Here is an 18933-nt window from a genome sequence, read left to right as displayed (position 1 = left end):
ACTTCAGTGGTGGCGCGTTATGTCTGAACCTAGACTAACGGTTTCCTGTAAGGCGCTTTCGAACTTTCGCCGGGGCGTGCGTTACGGCGAGGCGATCAAACCATGCGACTTTTTTCCTTTTCCTCTTCGGTGACCGGGCTGTCAGACAAACCGGGTCCATCGCTTTCCGTTTCGCGCACACGTATCTTGTGGCTTTCATGCACGGCGCACGCACTGCACGACGGCTACACCGACATGATCTATGCCCTGCTCCCGTTGTGGCAGACAGACTTTGGCCTGAGTTACGGCGCCCTGGCAGTTTTGCGCGGCGTCTACGCGGGCACGATGGCGTCCCTTCAATTGCCCGCCGGGCGGCTCGCGCGCGTACTGGGCACGCGCGCTACGCTCGCGCTCGGCACCTTGCTGGCAGCGATCGGTTACGCCGCTGCCGGCGCGTCTGGAACCCTAGTGGGCTTGTGCATCGCGCTCGCCATCTCGGGAAGCGGCTCCAGCACGCAACATCCACTGGCATCCGGCGCAATCTCCCGTGTCTACGGGCGCAATGCGCGCGGACCCCTCAGCGTCTACAACTTTGCGGGCGACCTCGGAAAATCCGCGCTTCCGGCCGCGATCTCGCTGCTTGTCACCGTCATGCCGTGGCGCCACGCGCTATGGGCCGTGTCGACAATCGGCATCCTGGTCGCGACGATGATCGCACTTTTTCTCCCGTCGATACCGAAAGCCGGGGCTTCCGCAGAGGAAGCGCCCAATGAAGGCGGCCAGGGTTCGCGCTCCGGCTTTTCGGTGCTGTTTTCGATCGGCGTGCTCGACACCGCCGTGCGAATGGGGCTGTTGACCTTCCTGCCATTTCTATTGAAAGCGAAAGGCATTTCGCAACCCATGATGGGAACGGCGCTCGCGCTCGTTTTCATGGGTGGCGCGGCCGGCAAATTCGTTTGCGGATGGCTTGGCGCGCGCGTGGGCGTGAGCGGCACCGTGCTTGCAACGGAAGGCGGGACGGCCGCGTTGATTCTTGCGGTGCTTTTCCTTCCACTAACACCCGCCATGATCGTGTTGCCGCTGCTTGGCGTGATGCTCAACGGCACGTCGTCCGTACTCTATGGGACCGTGCCCGAACTCGCCCCGGTGGATCGTACCGAGCGAGCGTTTGCGCTCTTTTATACCGGGACCATCGCTTCGGGAGCGCTCGCTCCGGTTGCCTATGGTTTCCTGGGAGACTGGATCGGCGTACAAGGCGCCACGATAGCGACCGCGGCGACGGCGCTGGTCATCTTTCCGCTGGTGCTTGCGCTTCGCCCTCATCTGAGCGCGACGTAGCCTGCGAAATGCGCGCGCCTCATCTTGCCGCAATTTGATGACGGCTGGAAAATCTGGAAAAAACGATGAACACCATGCCCGAAAAACCAACTGTCGCGCTTCTAGGTCCGGGAGCAATCGGCACGACCGTGGCGGCGGCGCTCCATGAAGCCGGACGCACGCCGGCGATCTTCGGGCGCACGCCACACGAACGATTGAAGTTACGCTACGACGGCGGTCGTGTCGTCGTTCCGGGGCCTGTACGCATCGATCCAGCCAAGGTCGAGAGCGCGTTCGAACTGGTGTTTCTCGCGGTCAAGTCGACACAGGTGGAAGCGGCTGCACCGTGGCTTTCTGCATTGTGTGGAGAGAAGACCGTAGTCTGCGTGTTGCAGAACGGCATCGAACAGAAGGCACTTCTTGCGCCCTACGTGTCCGGGAATCCGGTGCTGCCCTCGGTGGTGTGGTTTCCCGCGCAACGCGAATCCGACGCCTCGGTATGGTTACGAGGCCAGGCGCGCATCACCTTGCCCGACACGCCGGAGGCCGGCGTGGTCCTCGCGGCTTTGAGCGGCACGCGATGTGCGGTCGATGTAGCGGCGGACTTCACGTCCGTCGCGTGGCGAAAGCTGCTACAGAACGCGGTCGCGGGTTTGATGGTTTTAACGGGCCGCCGCGCTGGCATGTTCGCCCGGACAGACGTGGCCGGGTTGGCCCTGGCCTACTTGCAGGAATGTATCGCGGTGGCTCGCGCGGAGGGTGCGACGCTGAGCGACGAAGTCCCGCAAGAAATCGTCGATGCATTCCGTCGCTACCCGGCCGATCTCGGCACATCGATTCTCGCCGACCGGCAAGCCGGCCGCGTTCTCGAATGGGACAGCCGGAACGGTGTCGTACAGCGACGCGGTCGCGCGCATGGTATCCCGACACCGATCAGCGATTTCGTCGTGCCGCTCCTGGCGGCCGCGAGCGACGGACCAGGCTAAGCATGGCGCCGATGTTTTCGGGGCGGTCGCGGCCCGACTGAAGTCAAAAGCCGAAGATCACGCGCATCTCTAACCGTTCGAACCTCGTGGCTTGCAACTAGGCGAGCACACAACCGCGCTTAACGCTTTTACTCCTTGATGTGAACCGAATCGAGCGAGCGCTTCCGCAAGCGCGTGTCATGCAATGCACCCGCTGCTTCAAGCACCGAATAGGACGTCGAGCAAAAAAGCGAGTTCAATCGTTTCATATTGCTGATGAGATCGAGGTGCAGCGCACTGGTCTCCATGCTCCGCAGCGCGTGACCCGCCAGACGCTCGAGATGCTTGTGCGAGTAAGCCCGCTCGAGATCCCGAAAACGCTCCTTTTCCGCGAGTAGCTGTTCTGCGCACCGAAGGTCGTTATTCAAGAACACCGACAGCCCCAGTCTCAGGTTGCTCACGAGCCGCGCATACAAGTCGTCGAGTTCACCAAGCTCCTGCTCCGAGAAGACGAGTCGCTGCGAAATCTTTTTTTCTTCGATGTCGCTGACGATCCTCTCGATGATATCGCCCGCATGTTCAAGATTGATCGTCAGCGAAATGATGTCCGTCCAGCGGCGGCTATCCGCTTCGTCGAGCTGCTCACGCGAAATGAGCGTCAAGTAAGTCTTTATCTCGCCGTAAAGGTAGTCTACGTCGTCATCCATGCGCATCGTTTCGCGGGCGACCGTGAGGTCGTTATGCCTGAGCAGGTTCGCAACCTTGTCCAGCATGACGCGCACGATATCGCCGATTCGAAGCACTTCACGAGATGCATTGGCGAGCGCAAGACTCGGCGTCAGCAACCCGGCCGGATCGAGATAAAGCGGTCGCATTTCTCCCGCCGCCACGGGCCGATCCGGAAGGATCCGCTGACTGATGGCCGCAACGCGATCGACAAGCGTCAAGCACGCGCAACAACGCACTGTGTTGTAGATCACATGAAATCCAACGACCGCTTCTCGCGGATTGCTGATCAAGACGGGCAGTCCACGAGCCAGCAGAGACGCAAATGGCAGGATGACGATAGCGCCACCCAGCTTGAACACAAAGCTGCCTACCGATAGCCGCCGTGCCGCTGCGTTTTGTGGCAAGGCGTTCAGCAACGCCAGGAGGCCGCTGCCCACGTTCGCGCCAACCACGAGGCATAGCGCTACTTTCAACGAGATCACGCCCGACGACGCCAAGGTGGCGGTGAGCAGAACGGCGGCCAGGCTCGAATACGAAAGCATCGCGAACCCTGCGCCGACGAGTGCATCGAGCATGGTGTCGCCCGTGAGCGCGCCGAACATGACGCGCACGCCGGCACCTTGGGTCATCGGTTGTGCCGCCTCGACGATCAGATGAAGCGCTAGGAGAATCAGTCCAAGTCCAATGATCGTTCTTCCCGCCTGTCCTGCCCGCGTCTGCTTGCGGGTGAGGAACAACGGGACGCCGGACAGGATCAGCAGCGGTGACAGCCATGACAGGTCGAGCGTAAGCACGCGCGCCATCAGCGCGGTGCCGACGTCGGCGCCGAGCAGCACGGTCAGTCCCGCAGCCAGCGGCACAAGCCCCTGCGCGGCGAACGACGTGATGATGACCGCCGTTGCGTTGCTGCTTTGCACGAGGCTAGTCACGCCGATACCCGCAAGAAACGCGCGCACACGGCTCCCCGTACTGCGGCCAAGAATCGCGCGAAGGTCCGCCCCGAGCACACGCAAAATGCCTGTGCGAACGATGTGTGATCCCCAAACCAGGAGCGCCACGCCGGACAACAGGTTAAGAAGTATCAGCACTGTGGATCGATCTCCCCGGCGAACGGTGTCAAATGCATTGCTCCGCGATTTATCCACGAAACAATAATGTATGACATTAATGTTACACAGTTCGATCGATCGGTTGAATTGCTGTCTGCGGGAGCGTTGGCCGATAGCGTGTGCGGCGCGATTCCAGTTTCCGGCGAGCGTTGAGATCCATCATGGCGACAACCCTTGCAATTTTTCCGCGGTGCTAGACTTGAGACTCGTTTGCCAATTTCCTGGAGATTGCAATGACCAGCGCTTATGTCGTCAAAACCGGGGGAAAATTTCTCTGCAGCGGGGAGGACGGTGATATCGGCCTCGCGCCGGAAATAGAAGAAGCAAAGCGCTTTCCATCACGCGAAGAAGCCGAGGAAGCGGCGAATAAGGACGCCGCTTCCGGTTACGAGATTGTCACTGTGGATATCGCGGCGATAAACACTACGCGTCGCTCACCTTAAAAATCGACACCGCGATCCTCAAGGCCGCAGCCTGATCCGCCATCGCCTGCGCCGCGGCTGTGGCCTGCTCGACGAGCGCTGCGTTTTGCTGAGTGACTTCATCCATTTGCGTCACGGCAAGGTTCACTTGCTCGATGCCGGTCGTCTGCTCCGCCGACGCGGATGCGATCCCGCCCATGATATCCGTCATGCTCTGGACAGAGCGTACGACGTCGGCCACCGTCTGGCCGGCATCGCGAACGAGTTCAGAGCCGCTCTTGACATGCGAAACCGACGTCTCGATCAAGCCCTTGATCTCTCTTGCCGCATGGGCGCTACGCTGAGCGAGCGAGCGGACCTCGCCTGCCACGACCGCGAAACCTCGGCCTTGATCGCCTGCGCGCGCGGCTTCGACTGCGGCGTTCAGCGCAAGGATGTTAGTCTGAAATGCGATACCTTCGATGACGGCGATAATTTCGGCGACTCTCGACGAACTCGATGAAATGTCCTCCATCGTCGATACCACGCGATAGACCGCCTCCCCGCCTGCCGCCGCCGTGCGCGACGCATTTTCCGCCAGCATGCTCCCTTGGCGCGCGTTATCTGTATTGGCTTTGACAGTCGAAGTCAGCTCTTCCATGCTCGCAGCGGTTTCTTCAAGGGACGCGGCCTGCTCTTCTGTCCGCTGAGATAAATCGATATTGCCTTCGGCAATTTCGCCTGCCGCGACCGCGATCGACTCGGCGGAAGCCTTGATACCCGTTACGATGGTCGTCAATTGGCGTCGCATTGCTTCTAGCGACGCCATCAAGCTATGGTTGTCGCCGGCCGCCAGTTCGATACGCGCAAGGAGATTGCCTCCAGCGATTTGCGTTGCGATCGCTTGGGCGTCGGCGGGCTCTCCGCCCACTTGGCGAAGGACGCTTCGAGTCAGAAGAATTGCCGTTCCAATTGCAATAAGAATGGCCACGGCGACCATCGACGCGACAAGCGTGCGGATCGTAGTGTACGTATCCAGGGCGTCTTGTCGCGATTGCGCGTTTTCCTCGTCTTCCCGATCCGAAAGCGCGACGGCGCGAGCAAGCCATGCGCGCTGCGCCGGGCGCGCCTCGATCATCAGCGTTTTGGCCGCAGCATCTACGTCATTGGCGAGCGCCTGTTCGACGGCCTTGTTCATGGGAGGAACGGCGAGCGCTTCGTCGCGGTCGATGTCGGCTAACAGCCGGCGCTCTTGTTCTGTCGTCCCTGCCTCCGCCGAGAACATCGTCCGCAGTTGCTTCGCGGCTTCGTCGTAGATTTGCGCTTGTTTCTTTATGCGATCGGCCTCTGCCAACACGTCTTGCCGGCTGCTGACCAGGACAATATTTCGAACGGCGATCGCGCGGTCTTCAATCGACGATTTAAGAACGTTGGCAAGGCGCGTTTCCGTATTGTTCACGCGAGCAATATCGTCGATTTTTCCGTCGAGCGCGGAAAGGCCATAGAACGCGACAATGGCGACGCCGATCAACAGTGCCGTCAGCACAGAAAAGCCGACGGTAAGCCGGACTGAGAGCTTCATATTTTTCATATTGTCAGATTTTCGCGGAGGTGCTTACACCTCCATTACGGCATCGCAGCGCAAGTCTTGAGAGTGCACGGCAGAATCGCGTTCGGGACTGAAGCCGCTCGAGGCTGAAGCGGCAGGCCGTGCCGACTATTGCTCATGCGCGGCGAACCCTCGGACTTGCCTTGCCTTTGCGTGAGACAGAACGCGGGCTGGCATCCTTCGGCAAGCGTTCAGGATCGCCAAGAAGCTCGACCAATCGTGTCTCGCATTCGGAAAACGAATATCCGCGCCGTTGCGAGACCATGAAAGTGAGGGCGCGCATATGCCATGCGCGCCGTCGCAGTTCGACAAGCGTTCCATTGGCGAGATCTTCCGCCACCAGATGATGCGGCATGTGCCCCCAGCACAAGCTCCCCTTGAGCAGATCGTGCTTCGCGCCGAGGTCATTCACCCGCCACTGTCGCTCACTGGCGACGCCCTGCTGTGTCTTCTGCGCATCGGGCTGATTGTCGGTGACGACAAGCTGAATGTGCCGGCCAAATTCCTCTCGCGGGATCGGCCCCGCGAGTGCGGCCAGCGGATGCGATGGCGCACAGACGGTCACCATTTGCGCCTCACATAAATGCTGCCTTTCGATGCTGCCTGGGCTGAGCTCCGGCACGTCCGCGATCGTCACGGCCAATCCGCAGGTGCCTTCGAGAACCCAATGCTCGCCGCCCTGCATGGTCGTCATGCGCAGATTGATTGCAATCGTCGGGAAGCCGGCCTGCAAGGTGCGGAGGCATTCGATCAGGTGCGCACGCGGAAAGTACGTATCGACTGCAAAAGAGACCTCGGGGATGCCCGCTTCAGCGATCGATACCGCGCGCATCTTCATCTCCTCGGTGCGCGAAATGACGCCGCGAGCATCGGGCAGGAGACTGCGCCCAGCGGCCGTAAGCGTCGCTTTGCGCGTGTTGCGCTCGAACAGCATCACATCGAAGGCGCTCTCGAGCGCGGCAATCGCGTGACTGATCGCCGATTGCGCGCGTCCCAGTTCCCGCGCAGCCCCGGAAAAGCTTCCGTGGTCACACACGGCGACGAAGGCCCGAAGCTGATTGATGGTGACGTTGTCGAGCATGGGTATCTAAAGAGTAGATGAGATTAATGCATATTTAGTCAATTGGCTTCATGAATCAAGAGGTCCAGAATCGAATTTCCCGCTTTTCTTCGAAGGACGCATGACATGAACAGATTGAATGGAAAGACCGCCGTCATCACCGGCGGCGCGACCGGCATTGGCCTCGCCGCTGCGAAGCGCTTTATCGAGGAAGGCGCCTTCGTCTTCATCTTCGGCCGCCGCCAGGACGCGCTCGACGCCGCCGTGGCCGACCTCGGGTCCAATGCGCGCGCGGTGAAAGGCTCGGTCTCCGATCCGGCCGATCTCGACCGGCTTTACGCGGCAGTGAAGGCCGAGCGCGGAACCGTCGATATCGTCTTTGCCAATGCCGGGGCGGGAACCCAGCTTCGGCTCGGCGAGATCACCGCTGAGCACATCGACGAAACCTTCGACACCAATGTGAAAGGCCGATCTTCACGGTCCAGAAGGCGCTGCCGCTGATGGGCCAGGGCGGCTCGATCATCCTGACCGGATCGAGCGCCGGCACCACGGGTGCTCCGGCAATGAGCGCCTACAGCGCGAGCAAGGCGGCAGTGCGCAACCTCGCGCGGACCTGGGCGGAGGATCTGAAGGGCACCGGCATCCGGGTGAACGTGTTGTCGCCCGGCGCGACCGCGACCGAACTCGCGAAGCAAGCGCTAGGTGAGGAAGGCCAGAAAGTCTTCGCCTCGATGACTCCGCTCCAGCGCATGGCCGATCCGGCGGAAATCGCGGCAGCGGCTGCCTTCCTCGCGTCGCCGGACAGCAGTTTCATGACCGCAAGCGAGCTCGCCGTCGACGGCGGACTTGCACAACTCTGACACGCTACGCCCGGCCGCACGCTCCATCGTTCGATCATTCGGAGCGCAGTCGGGCTGGTTACACCAAGGAAATAGATGAACTACGCAATTATCGGCTTCGGCAAGATTGGCCAGGCACTTGCCAAGGCATTTGCCCGAAGCGGCATCGAAATAGCCGTTGCAACCACGCGCGATCCGGAAAGCTTTGCTTCCGCCGCCGCCGCGATCGGACCCACGATCGTTCCCAAGCAACTGGCGGAAGCGGTCAAGGCGGACGTTGTCTTTCTGGCTGTCCGTTTCGAGGCGCACCGGGACGTCGCGAAGGCGCGGTCCAACTGGCAGGGTACGACTATCGTCGATATGACCAACGCCTACGGCGTGCCGCCCGAGGAACTGGGTGGACAACCGTCCTCCAAGGCCGTCGCGCAGGCGTTCGCTGGCGGCAGACTGGTCAAGGGCTTCAATCATCTAGGCGCAGCGGTCCTCGATCAGGATCCGTCCGTACAGGGTGGCCGGAGAGTCGTGTTCCTGGCGAGCGACGACGACAGTGCCGCTGAGGAGATCGGTAAGCTCGCGGAAAATCTCGGTTTCGCGCCGGTCAAACTCGGTGGACTTTCGGAAGGTGGACTGCTCGTGCAGGCGCGGGGAAATAGCTGGGGCCGGTTGATCTTCAAGGACCTGGTCAAGTTCGACTGATGAATCGTGATCGCGAATTTCGATGCGATCGCGCCTCGTGGACCAACAACATGTCCGATCAGATCGGGCACGGTCCGGCGTAATGAAAAAGGAGAGATTCGATGAGCATCGACGAGAATGTTCAGATCGTGAAGGGCTTCTTTGCAGCGATGGGCGCGTACAACAAGCAGGATCTGCTCGCGTTGGTTGCCAAAGATATCGAGTGGATCATTCCGGGCGAGGACTGGCCGCTGGCCGGCACGCATCGCGGGCACGCGGAACTGGAGGCCGTGCTTCGGAAGGCGTCGGACGAGGTGGAAATGACTTATCCGACGCCTCCCGAATTCGTGGCGCAGGGAGACCGGGTTGTGGTGATCGGCGTCGCTACGGGGACAATCAAAGCCACGAACAAGCCGTTCAAGGACGATTGGGTTTTCGACATGACCGTTCGCGAGGGCAAAGTGACGAAGATCCGCGAGTACATCGACACTCAGGCATTGGCGCGGGCCTCCGAGATGTCACTCTGAGACCGATGTTCACAACACGGTTCTAACGCCGACGGCCTGCTGCACGCCATGGAAAAGCGAACACCATGTCTCGCTATCTTTCCCGTTTGCTCCGCCCATAGAGCAGCAGCATCGCGGCGATCACGACGCCGTAGATGATCTGGCGGCCCGCTTCCGGCATCTGCGCGACCGAGAGGATCGACTGCAGCAGTGTGATGAGGATCGCGCCGGCGACGGTGCCGAGGTACGAACCCTGGCCGCCGAGAATGGATGTGCCGCCGAGCACGACCGCTGCGATCGCCGGCAACAGGTAGGCATCGCCCATCGATTGCGCCGCTTTCGACGCATAACCCGCAAGGAGCACACCGCCGAACGCCGCGAACCCGCTGCACGCGGCGAACGCGGCCACCGTCACGAGCCGCGTGTTGATGCCCGAAAGATACGCCGCGCGTTCGGTGTTGCCGATCGCGTAGAGCGTGCGGCCGAAGGTCGTGCGCGCCAGAAGGAACATCGTGGCGCCGCCGATCAGCACCCACAGCGCAACCGCGTTCGGCACGCCCGGTACGAGCGCGCCCGCGGAGAGCCAGCGCATCACGTTCGGCGCGGAATCCTGGGGCGACGATCCGCCCGTGTAGACGATCATGATGCCCTGCGCAACCGCATTGGTCGCGAGCGTCGCGATCATCGAAGGAATGCGCAGGAACGCAACGAGGATGCCGTTGACGATGCCGATCAGCACGCCGCAACCGATCCCGACAGGGATCGCGAGGATCTGCCCGAGCCCGCCGTGTCCCGCGACGGCGCAGGCCATCATCGCGCCGACGGTGATTGTCCACGGCAGCGACAGGTCGATGTGTCCGAGCAGGATCACCATCATCAATCCGGTCGCGATGATGCCGAGGAACGCGCCGACCTTCAACTGCAGCAGAATGTATTCCGGCGACATGAAGCTGCGCGAAAACATCCCGCCCACGAGCAACAGCGCGACGATGCACGCGAACGCAATCACGATCGGGCGGTCGATTTTTCGCGTGAGCCGGGTCCGGCGGGTTGCGGAAGCGCCACTCATTGGAACCACTCCAGACGGTTGCGCACTCTGAACAGTCCGCACGCGCCGATTGCGACGGCAAGCAGGAGAATCACGCCCTGGAACAGCGGCTGCCACAGCGCGTCGACGTTGAACACGAACAGAAGGTCGCCGATAGAGCGGAACGCGAATGCGCCAAAGATCGCGCCGATCGCACTGCCCTTGCCGCCGAGCAGCGACACCCCGCCGATCACCACTGCGGCGATCGAAAACAGCGTGTACGAGTTGGCGCTCCCGAGGCTCGCCTCGCCGGTGTACGTGAAGAAGGTCAGAAAGAGGCCGCCCACGGCGGCGAGCAGGCCGGCGAGCGTATAGCACGCGAACTTCGCACGCAGGATCGGCATCCCGGACAGGAAGGCTGCGGATTCGGACGACCCGGTCGCGTACGCCGCCCGTCCGATAGCCGAGCGCTTGAAGGGAATCCAGACGATCACCACGGTCACGAGCAAAATCAGCAGACTCGCCGGTACGACGCTCGCGACCTTGCCGGTCAATGCGTCAGCGAGGTCCTCTTCGATCGATCCGCCGGGAACCGGGCGCAGCAGCAGCGCCAGTCCGTAGTACACCGCGCCCGTCGCGATTGTCGTGACGATCGGCTGCAGACGGCCGTAGATGATAATGACGCCGTTGAGCGCGCCGCACAGCGCGCCCGCCCCGAGCACGCCCGCGATTCCGAGCGTCACGTGCAGCGCGTCGCCCTTGACGAGCCACGATGCAAGGCAATTCGTCAGCACGAGCGTCATGCCGATCGACAGGTCGATGCCGGCCGTCAGCACGACAAGCGCCTGGCCCATCGCCACCAGCGCAAGCAGCACCGCCTTGTTCGCCGCCGTCAGAAACACGTTTGCCGACAACGCCGACGGATAGTTCGAGAGATAGATCGCGAACATCAGCACGAACAGGGCGAAGGCGAATGTCGTCCCTCGATTTTCCGCGTACCAGTAACGCAGCCCGCTCATAGCGCCACTCCTGTAGATGCCGCAACCTGTTCCACCGGAAGATCCAGTGCGCTTGCAATCAGGTTTTTTTCCGTGATCTCGGACCCGACAAGTTCCTTCTTGACCCGGCCTTCGTACAGCACGAGCACGCGGTCGCAGCAGCCGATCAGCTCGTCGTAGTCCGTGGAGTAGAAGACGATGGCGGCGCCTTCGTCGGCGAGACGTCTCAGCAGTTGATAGATCTCCTGCTTGGTGCCGACATCGATGCCGCGCGTCGGGTCGCTCAGGAGCAGGATTCTCGGCTGCCGGATCAGCCATTTCGCGATCACCACCTTCTGCTGGTTGCCGCCCGACAGCGAACTCACGGGCGCGTCGACGCCGAACGACTTGATCGCGAGCAGTTCCATCATCCGGTCGATGAGCGCCTGCTGGCGGTCGCGATCGATCACGCCTCCCGTCGACATCCGATCGAACGCGGCGAACGACAAGTTCTCGCGCACCGACATCGACAGCATCAGGCCTTCGGTCTTGCGGTCCTCGGGAATCAGCGCCATACCGATCTCATCGGCACGCGCGGCCACCGGACTCGAAATCATGACGGCCTTGCCGTCGATCTCGACCTTGCCCGCGCAACTGCGCAACACGCCGAATAACGCGAGCAGCAGTTCGCGCTGGCCTTGACCGTCGAGGCCGCCCAGTCCGAGGATCTCGCCCGGCCTCAACGAAAAGCTGATCCCGTGCAGCGTATCGTTCCACGCGAGATCGCGACAGGCCAGAACCGGCTCGGCGGCGAGCCGGCGCTCGGGCTTGTCCGGAAACGCATGCTGATACTTCCGGCCGATCATCATTTCGATCACGTCGTTGTCGGTGCGCGTGCCTGCTTCGAAGCTCGATACATGACGGCCGTTGCGGTAGACCGTACATTCGTCGGCGAGCGCTTTCACCTCGTGCATCCGGTGCGAGATGAAGAGCAGCGCGAGCCCCTCGTCGCGCAGGCGTTTGAGAACGTCGATGACGCGCGCCACATCGGCCGCCGTCAGCGCCGAGGTGGCCTCGTCGAGGATGAGGATGCGCGGCTCGCGCGCGAGGCCCTTCGCAAGCTCGACCATCTGCTGGCGCGACAGCGGCAAGTCCCGGACTTTTTCGAGCGGATTGATATCGGCCGCGCCCGCGCGGGCGAGCGCGGCCTCGGCTTGACGACGCTGCGTCCGGCGGTCGATCATGCCGAAGCGGATCGGCGGATTCGATGCGAAGATGTTGTCCGCCACGCTCAGGTCAGGAATCAGCGACAGCTCCTGATACACGCAGACGATGCCGGCCGCATTCGCCTCGGCGGGCGACGCGAACGAGACCGGTCGGCCATCGAGGTGCATGGTTCCCTCGTCGGGCCGCACGACGCCCGACATCACCTTCAGCAGCGTGGACTTCCCCGCGCCGTTTTCGCCGAGGATCGCGTGGATGCGGCCTCTCTTTACCGTCAGGTCCGCATGCTCCAGCGCGACGGCGCCGCCGTAGCTTTTCGAGACGCCGGACATCTTAAAGAACGACCGCTCTTCGTCCTGCAACATGCTTCGCCTCCCGTCGCGTCGCCGGCCAACCGGATCACTGATTGCCCTGATCCTGCTTCATGATTTCCTGCGCGGAGAAGTTGATGCCGCAAGTCGGGAACGAGTTGCCGACGAAAAAGTTGTCGGACTCGTTGGGGAAATAATTGACGCCCGCCTTGAGCTTCGAATCGTCGGTGACGTCGAGCGGCAGCTTGATTGCGACCGGGATGGTCTGTCCGTCGAGCGCGGCGAGCGCCGTTTTGATGGCCACGGCCACCTGCCCCGGACCGCTGCCCGCCGACGTGCATTTCAAGCCCTGGCTCCCATACTGCGCACACAGCTTGCGAAAGCCGTTTTCCGTTTCGCCGCCGAACGGCACGAAAGGATGTTTCGCATCGATCATCGCGCGCACGACGCCCGTGTCGCCGCCCTGCGCCGACATCGCATCGAAATGGCCCTGCACGGCAATCGCGTCGGCGACGGCCTTCTGCGCGACCCCGTCGTCCCACTTGCCGTAAACCTGCACGGAGTCCCACTTCTTGCCGGTCGCGGTGAGCGTGCTCTGGAAACCGTTATGCCGGTCCGTATCGACCGACGTGCCTGCCACCCCGCGGACCTCGAGGACCTTGCCGCCATTCGGCAGGTGGGTCGCAAGCCACTTGGCCCACAGCACGCCGAGCCCGTACTGGTCGACGTCGACGTTGATCGCGTCTTCGCTGTCGAGCGTGTTGTCGAACGCGACCAGCACGACGCCGGCCTTCTTCGCGCGCCGGATCGCGGGACCGAATGAGGCGGGATTCTGCGCGTCCACGACGATCGCGTCATAACCGGCATCGATGAAGCTGTTGACGGCCGAGATCTGCGCCGGCACGTCCTCGCCGGTCGAGACCACCTTGAATTCCTTGAGTTTGGCGGCGACGGCCGGTTGTGCCGTATAGGCCTTGGCCGTCTTGATCATCTGGATGCGCCAGGTGTTCGCTATGTAGCCGTTCACGAGCGCGATCCTGTACGGGCCGTTTTTCTTCGGATATTTGACGAACTTCGTGTCGGCCTTCCATGGGACCATGCAGCCGGGATCGCTGGGCGGCCCGGACACGATCGCTGCCTGCGCGAACGCCGCGCTTGCGCACAATGCCAGTGCCGCGCCCGCCGCCGCTCCAAGCATCTGAGATCCTGAAAGCATGTTGCCTCCTGTCTGTTGATTTGAATTTTTCGATTCGGCGCACATGGCTTCTCGTGAATTGCCGACACGGTACACGTGACACAGCGAATCTTGCGGATGTGCTACAGCGGAGATCAGTCGCACTCGCGGAACTAGCGGAATGACTTGGTCGGTGACGGCCCCTCTTGTCAAACGAAGGGCATGTGCGGGCGCGTCCGGGTCTGACATTACTGGCGTGCCAATCGGTAAGCGATAGTGGTTTACCAGTGTGCCCGGTAGCTCGCCCGGCAGGTTTGGAGGGGTTCCTGCCGACGCGATTGTGAAGACGATGAAAAAGCAGTTGCTCCCGAAAGACCCCTAGGAAATAGAGTCCAGCGCCTTTGCCAAGCGGGATACCGCGCCTTCGACGTCGTAAAGTTTGTCGAGTCCAAATAATCCGATGCGGTAGGTCTTGAAATCCGCAGGCTCGTCGCATTGAAGCGGGACGCCCGCTGCGATCTGCAATCCAGCATCGGCGAACCTCTTGCCGGATCGTATTTCGTCGTCGTCCGTGTAGCTGACCACGACACCCGGCGCCTCATAACCTTCGGCCGCCACGCTCCTGAAACCTTTTTCGGCTAAGAGAGAGCGAACGCGTTTGCCGAGTTCGAATTGCTTCGCTTTAGCCTTGTCAAAACCATATCCCTCGGTCTCCTTCATGACGTCACGCAGCGTTGCGAGACCGTCGGTCGGCATCGTGGCGTGATACGCGAAACCACCGTTCTCGTAGGCTTCCACGATCTGCAGCCATTTGCGAAGATCGCAAGCGAAACTCGTGCTGGTTGTCGCATCGATTCTTTCGCGGGCCAGCGGGCTCAGCATGACCAGTCCGCAACACGGCGATGCGCTCCATCCCTTTTGCGGCGCGCTAATCAGCACGTCGACGCCGCTTGCCTGCATGTCGACCCAGATGGTGCCGGAGGCAATGCAATCCAGCACGAACATGCCGCCGACGTCATGCACGGCGTCGGCCACTGCGCGCAGATAAGCATCGGGCAGCAAGATCCCGGATGCGGTTTCGACGTGTGGCGCAAAAACCAGATCCGGCCGGTTTTCCTTGATCGCCGAGACCACCTCTTCGATCGGCGGCGGTGCATACGCGGCCTGTCGTCCTTGTTCCACCGGACGCGCTTTTAGCACGATCGACTCGGAGGGAATGTCACCCATTTCGAAGATCTGCGACCAGCGGAAGCTGAACCAGCCGTTACGGATCACCAGACATTTTTTATTCGTCGCGAACTGCCGCGCGACGGCTTCCATGCCGAACGTCCCGCTGCCGGGCACGACAACGGCCGATCTCGCGTTGTAGACTTTTTTCAGCGAAACGGAAATGTCACGCATGACGCCTTGAAAGCGCTGTGACATATGGTTGAGCGACCGGTCGGTGAAGACGACCGAGTATTCGAGGAGCCCATCGGGATCGACATCGGGGAGTAATCCGGCCATGCGTGCCTCCGTTATAGACGTTATGCGCGGAGACCTATTCTAGCTAAAGCGAGCGGGTCCGAAAGGAAATGGATCTAGTGGATTCTATTTATCAATATCGCCAAAAGACTTCTTGCAGCCCGCGCGTGGAGTGCTCGCGGGTTAGCGCAAGCATCATCAAAATCCGGGCTTTGTGCGCAGGCTGATCGTCGGTGACCAGCCAGTCGTACAGATCGTCAGGCTGAGCCGCATTACGGATGACCACGCCTCGTCCCGTGCGCGATCCGCGAATGACATGGATACCGCGCTTTCTCGCTTCCACCAGAGAATCCACTATCGAAGCCGCCACATTGCCGTTCCCCGTTGCAGCATAGATCACCGCCTCGACGCCGGAATCGAGCACGGCGCGCGCTATCGCTTCGTTCATGCCACCATGTGCATAGAGAATGCCGACATCCGGCAACGCATCGATCTTGCCGATCGACCATTCGCTGTCCACGGTGTGAGGCCGCGCCGGCAGCCGGTAAAAGACCGGCTTGCCTTCGACGATCAATCCCAAGGGGCCGTAAGGCGACTTGAACGCGTCCTGCTTGAACGTATTTGTCTTGACGACGTCGCGCGCTGTATGGATCTCGTCGTTCGATACGACCAAGGTGCCTTTGCCGTGTGCAAACCCGCTCGCCGCCACGACAATCGCGTTGTACAGGTTGAGCGGTCCGTCCGAACTTAGCGCGGACGGCGGACGCATGGCGCCGACCACGACTACGGGCTTGCGACTGTCGAGCGCCAGATGAAGGAAGTAAGCCGTTTCATCGATCGTGTCGGTGCCGTGCGTGACGACGATGCCGTCGATGTCGTCGCGTTCAAGGAGCGCTGCAATCCGCTTCCCCAACTGCAGCAGTTCAACGCTACCGATATTCTCGGAGCCGACCTGAAATAGCTGTTCAGTCGTGATATCGGCGATCGAATCTGCCGCTGGCAGAGCCGCGAGAATGTCGTCGATAGACAGCACCGAACAGTCATATGCCGAGGTGTTGACAGGCGACGCGCCACGACCCGCGATCGTTCCGCCCGTGCCGATCAGTACGATCCTCGCTCTCCGTCGCGCCGCCGCGGTATCGCGCGTCATGGGCAAGCCCTCAGGTTGAACATCGAGCAGTCGAACGCCGTCGCACGTTTCACGATCAGATCGCTTAGTAACTGAGCGCATCCTGTCGCGAGCGTGAAGCCAAGCGCACCTTGGCCGACGTTGAGCCACAGGTTATCGATCGGCGTCGATCCGATAATTGGCATTCCGCCTGGCGTGGCGGGTCTTAATCCGGCCCATTCATCGGCGGCGGCATAGTCGCCCGCGTGCGGAAAAACCGCTTCCGACTCGCGGCGCAACGTATCGAGCCGACGGCGGTTGAGCGCAGGTGAATAACCCGCTATGTCGGCCATTCCCGCCACGCGCAGGCGGTTATCCAGCCTTGCATACACCACCTTGCGGGCGAAATCCGTCACGCTGATTCGAGGGGCGATATCGGCGGACCCGACCGGAATGGTCAAGCTATAGCCTTTCAGCGGGTACACCGGCACATCGATACCAAGCGGCCTCAACAGCTTCGCGCTGCCGCACCCCAACGCAACGACGATTTGTTCGCCCGGCAGCCGGCGCGCCCCGGCCCACGCTTCGACACGTCCGCCAGGCGCGCGCTTCAACGCGCTGACGTCGGCTGAAAGTTCGAAGACGACGCCGCGCATGCGCAGTAATTTTTCGAGACTCAAACAGAATCGATAGCAGTCGGCCGTGTCTTCGCTAGCGGTGTAGATACCGCCGGCAATCTTGTGACGAAGGGATTCCAGCGCGGGCTCAAGTCGGACGCATGCGTCCCGGTCGAGCGCCAGTTGCTCGCAGCCGAGCGTGCGCTGGAAGTCCAGCAAGCCCAGCGCCGACGCGAACGCTTTCGCCTCCCGATGCACCACCAGCTTGCCGGAGCGGGCATAGTCGAAATCGAGCGATGGTTCATCGTCCACGAGCTTGTGCATCAGCGAGCGGCTAAGGAAAGAAAGCGCGAGCAAGTGCCGCGTCGACCGCAGATTTTTTTCTCGCATGCACGCCCTCAAAAACTGCAGACACCAGCGCCATAAAGCCGGGTCGACGGACGGGCGAAATTGCATGGGCGAGTCCCGTCGCACGAGCCAGCCGGGAATCTTCGACAGGACGCCCGGGCCGGCAAGCGGCGCCACATAACTGTAGGAAAGCTGCGCGCCGTTTGCGTAGCTCGTTTCCAGGCCGACCTCCGAACGGCGGTCGACCACCGTCACGCGATGACCCGACGCATTCAGGTAATAAGCGGTCGTCAGCCCGATCACGCCCGCCCCAAGAACGGTGATTTCCATCATGCTCACATTTTCACGACGGCAAGAAGCGTCTGCTTGCCGCTCTTGTAGTCATATAAGGAAATGGCGCCCTGCTTCAGGTCGCCATGCGGGTCGAACTGCGTGCGCCCCAGCACACCGACGAAATCCGCGCTCGGCATCGAAGCAAGAATATCCGCGGATTTGACCGAGCCGGCGCGCTTCATTGCATCGACGATGATATAGACCGCGTCGTAGGCGAACGGCGCGTTCAGTTGAACGTGCTGATGAAACCGTGCTTCGTAGCGGCGCTCGAAAGCGGGACCATCCGGCATTTTTTCGAGCGGCATGCCGGCGATCGAACACACGACATTGTCGGCAGCGTCGCCCGCGAGTTTCGCGAGCGAATCGGCGCACAAGCCGTCGCCACCCAGCACCCGCGCGCCGATCGCAAGCTGGCGCGCCTGCTTCGCGAACGGACCGCCCGTCGCGTCCATTCCCCCATACATGATGATGTCGGGATGTTCGCCCTTGACCTTGGTGAGGATCGAACGGAAGTCGACCGCATGGTCGTTGGTCGCGTCGTGCGAAAGGATCGTCAAACCGAGCGCCCTCGCCTGCTTTTCGAACTCGTTGGCGAGGCCCTGACCGTAAGCGGTTGCGTCGTCCACGATCGCGACCGACTTGGCCCCGAGCGTCTTCTTCGCGTAATCGGCCAGCGCCGGGCCTTGCTGTGCGTCGGTGGCAACCACTCTGTAAGCGGTCTTGAATCCTTGCTGCGTGTAAATCGGATTCGTCGCCGAAGGCGATATCTCGACGATACCCGCATCGCTATATATTTTCGAAGCCGGGATCGTCGTGCCCGAATTCATATGGCCGACCACCGCGACAACCTTGTCATCGACGAGCTTCTGCGCGATCTGCGTGCCCTGGCGCGGGTCGGACGCGTCGTCCTGTGCATCCAGTTCGAGCGTTACCTTCTGCCCGCCGATCACCAGCCCCTTGGCATTGATCTCTTCGATCGCGAGACGCGCGCCGTTTTCGGTGTCCTTGCCCCATTCGGCATTCGCGCCGGTCAACGGCGCGGCATGTCCAATTCTGACAACTTCGTCTGCAAACGCGCTGGCAGAGCCGAGCACGATCAGGCCCACTCCAATTCGGGCGCCGAGACTGGCGTGATTTCCGGTCGACATGAGACTCTCCTTG

16 protein-coding genes and 1 pseudogene are annotated in these 18933 nt (G+C 61.5%); 6 read left to right on the top strand and 11 right to left on the bottom strand.

Features of this window, described 5'->3' with window-relative positions; translation table 11 throughout:
* Nucleotides 1-102 precede the first annotated feature (102 nt).
* The gene (locus AC3D25_RS20895) at nt 103-1317 is read left to right on the top strand and encodes an MFS transporter (RefSeq protein WP_488890336.1); all 1215 of its coding nucleotides are present in this window, start codon (nt 103-105) and stop codon (nt 1315-1317) included.
* 65 nt (nt 1318-1382) lie between these two features.
* A complete protein-coding gene (locus tag AC3D25_RS20890; protein WP_488890335.1) occupies nt 1383-2282 on the top strand; it encodes an oxidoreductase in 900 nt (299 codons plus the stop codon).
* Between the two features lie 128 nt (nt 2283-2410).
* On the opposite strand, the gene AC3D25_RS20885 is transcribed toward AC3D25_RS20890, so the two are convergent.
* Entirely contained in the window at nt 2411-4078 is a 1668-nt protein-coding gene (locus tag AC3D25_RS20885) for a Na/Pi cotransporter family protein (protein WP_488890498.1), read from the bottom strand.
* Nucleotides 4079-4332: 254 nt separating this feature from the next.
* Here AC3D25_RS20885 and AC3D25_RS20880 point away from each other — a divergent pair, with 254 nt between their 5' ends.
* Entirely contained in the window at nt 4333-4542 is a 210-nt protein-coding gene (locus AC3D25_RS20880) for a hypothetical protein (protein ID WP_488890334.1), read from the top strand.
* Here the strand turns inward: AC3D25_RS20880 and AC3D25_RS20875 are convergent.
* Together AC3D25_RS20875 and AC3D25_RS20870 are read right to left on the bottom strand one after the other, a co-directional pair.
* Nucleotides 4523-6091 carry a methyl-accepting chemotaxis protein gene (locus tag AC3D25_RS20875; protein ID WP_488890333.1) on the bottom strand — a complete coding sequence of 523 codons (1569 nt, stop codon included), beginning with the start codon at nt 6089-6091 and terminating at the stop codon, nt 4523-4525. The two genes, AC3D25_RS20880 and AC3D25_RS20875, sit on opposite strands and share 20 nt — an antisense overlap.
* Before the next feature lie 133 nt (nt 6092-6224).
* Complete coding sequence (locus AC3D25_RS20870) at nt 6225-7190, bottom strand: LysR family transcriptional regulator (protein WP_488890332.1); 966 nt, start codon at nt 7188-7190, stop codon at nt 6225-6227.
* A 105-nt stretch (nt 7191-7295) separates the two neighbouring features.
* On the opposite strand from AC3D25_RS20870, the pseudogene AC3D25_RS20865 reads away from it, so the two are divergent.
* The 3 genes and pseudogenes from AC3D25_RS20865 to AC3D25_RS20855 all read left to right on the top strand — a co-directional run bounded on the left by AC3D25_RS20865 (nt 7296) and on the right by AC3D25_RS20855 (nt 9210).
* Nucleotides 7296-8029: pseudogene (locus tag AC3D25_RS20865) on the top strand (SDR family NAD(P)-dependent oxidoreductase).
* Between the two features lie 75 nt (nt 8030-8104).
* Nucleotides 8105-8704 carry an NADPH-dependent F420 reductase gene (locus tag AC3D25_RS20860; RefSeq protein WP_488890331.1) on the top strand — a complete coding sequence of 200 codons (600 nt, stop codon included), beginning with the start codon at nt 8105-8107 and terminating at the stop codon, nt 8702-8704.
* A 101-nt stretch (nt 8705-8805) separates the two neighbouring features.
* Nucleotides 8806-9210, top strand: coding sequence for a nuclear transport factor 2 family protein (locus AC3D25_RS20855; RefSeq protein WP_488890330.1), 405 nt, complete (start codon nt 8806-8808; stop codon nt 9208-9210).
* Nucleotides 9211-9283: 73 nt separating this feature from the next.
* On the opposite strand, the gene AC3D25_RS20850 is transcribed toward AC3D25_RS20855, so the two are convergent.
* The 8 genes from AC3D25_RS20850 to AC3D25_RS20815 form a co-directional block, all read right to left on the bottom strand.
* Nucleotides 9284-10258 (bottom strand): ABC transporter permease, encoded by a 975-nt coding sequence (locus tag AC3D25_RS20850; RefSeq protein WP_488890329.1) that lies wholly within the window; start codon nt 10256-10258, stop codon nt 9284-9286.
* A complete protein-coding gene (locus AC3D25_RS20845; RefSeq protein WP_488890328.1) occupies nt 10255-11235 on the bottom strand; it encodes an ABC transporter permease in 981 nt (326 codons plus the stop codon). Before AC3D25_RS20845 ends, AC3D25_RS20850 begins: the two co-directional genes overlap by 4 nt.
* The gene (locus tag AC3D25_RS20840; RefSeq protein WP_488890327.1) at nt 11232-12782 is read right to left on the bottom strand and encodes a sugar ABC transporter ATP-binding protein; all 1551 of its coding nucleotides are present in this window, start codon (nt 12780-12782) and stop codon (nt 11232-11234) included. The genes AC3D25_RS20845 and AC3D25_RS20840 overlap by 4 nt, the downstream gene beginning before the upstream one ends.
* A gap of 34 nt (nt 12783-12816) precedes the next feature.
* The gene (locus AC3D25_RS20835) at nt 12817-13944 is read right to left on the bottom strand and encodes a sugar ABC transporter substrate-binding protein (RefSeq protein WP_488890326.1); all 1128 of its coding nucleotides are present in this window, start codon (nt 13942-13944) and stop codon (nt 12817-12819) included.
* A 336-nt stretch (nt 13945-14280) separates the two neighbouring features.
* Nucleotides 14281-15408, bottom strand: coding sequence for an aminotransferase class V-fold PLP-dependent enzyme (locus AC3D25_RS20830; protein WP_488890325.1), 1128 nt, complete (start codon nt 15406-15408; stop codon nt 14281-14283).
* A 91-nt stretch (nt 15409-15499) separates the two neighbouring features.
* A complete protein-coding gene (locus tag AC3D25_RS20825) occupies nt 15500-16516 on the bottom strand; it encodes an asparaginase (RefSeq protein WP_488890324.1) in 1017 nt (338 codons plus the stop codon).
* Nucleotides 16513-17769, bottom strand: a complete 1257-nt coding sequence (locus tag AC3D25_RS20820) for a D-amino acid dehydrogenase (RefSeq protein WP_488890497.1) — start codon at nt 17767-17769, stop codon at nt 16513-16515. Before AC3D25_RS20820 ends, AC3D25_RS20825 begins: the two co-directional genes overlap by 4 nt.
* A gap of 5 nt (nt 17770-17774) precedes the next feature.
* Nucleotides 17775-18920, bottom strand: a complete 1146-nt coding sequence (locus AC3D25_RS20815; protein ID WP_488890323.1) for a branched-chain amino acid ABC transporter substrate-binding protein — start codon at nt 18918-18920, stop codon at nt 17775-17777.
* Nucleotides 18921-18933 lie beyond the last annotated feature (13 nt).

It is taken from the genome of Caballeronia sp. SL1002 (assembly GCF_057814995.1).
Note: the sequence above shows the minus strand (reverse complement) of the source record. Positions and strands in the feature narration are given on the sequence as shown.